At 51.9% G+C, this 1,011-nt stretch carries 1 rRNA gene; it reads left to right on the top strand.

What is annotated here, in order from left to right:
- Nucleotides 1-10 precede the first annotated feature (10 nt).
- Nucleotides 11-1,011 (top strand): 16S ribosomal RNA (locus OX459_RS28040); the annotation flags it as partial.

The following is a 1,011-nucleotide window of genomic DNA, read 5'->3' as shown; positions in this document are numbered from 1 at the left end:
AACAGAGATTAAACTGAAGAGTTTGATCCTGGCTCAGATTGAACGCTGGCGGCATGCCTTACACATGCAAGTCGAACGGCAGCACGGAGCTTGCTCTGGTGGCGAGTGGCGAACGGGTGAGTAATATATCGGAACGTACCCTAGAGTGGGGGATAACGTAGCGAAAGTTACGCTAATACCGCATACGATCTAAGGATGAAAGTGGGGGATCGCAAGACCTCATGCTCGTGGAGCGGCCGATATCTGATTAGCTAGTTGGTAGGGTAAAAGCCTACCAAGGCATCGATCAGTAGCTGGTCTGAGAGGACGACCAGCCACACTGGAACTGAGACACGGTCCAGACTCCTACGGGAGGCAGCAGTGGGGAATTTTGGACAATGGGCGAAAGCCTGATCCAGCAATGCCGCGTGAGTGAAGAAGGCCTTCGGGTTGTAAAGCTCTTTTGTCAGGGAAGAAACGGTGAGAGCTAATATCTCTTGCTAATGACGGTACCTGAAGAATAAGCACCGGCTAACTACGTGCCAGCAGCCGCGGTAATACGTAGGGTGCAAGCGTTAATCGGAATTACTGGGCGTAAAGCGTGCGCAGGCGGTTTTGTAAGTCTGATGTGAAATCCCCGGGCTCAACCTGGGAATTGCATTGGAGACTGCAAGGCTAGAATCTGGCAGAGGGGGGTAGAATTCCACGTGTAGCAGTGAAATGCGTAGATATGTGGAGGAACACCGATGGCGAAGGCAGCCCCCTGGGTCAAGATTGACGCTCATGCACGAAAGCGTGGGGAGCAAACAGGATTAGATACCCTGGTAGTCCACGCCCTAAACGATGTCTACTAGTTGTCGGGTCTTAATTGACTTGGTAACGCAGCTAACGCGTGAAGTAGACCGCCTGGGGAGTACGGTCGCAAGATTAAAACTCAAAGGAATTGACGGGGACCCGCACAAGCGGTGGATGATGTGGATTAATTCGATGCAACGCGAAAAACCTTACCTACCCTTGACATGGCTGGAATCC

Origin of the sequence: Janthinobacterium sp. SUN026 (assembly GCF_030397625.1) — a bacterium.
GTDB lineage: Bacteria > Pseudomonadota > Gammaproteobacteria > Burkholderiales > Burkholderiaceae_D > Janthinobacterium > Janthinobacterium kumbetense.
This window is presented reverse-complemented; position numbering and strand designations above follow the sequence as displayed.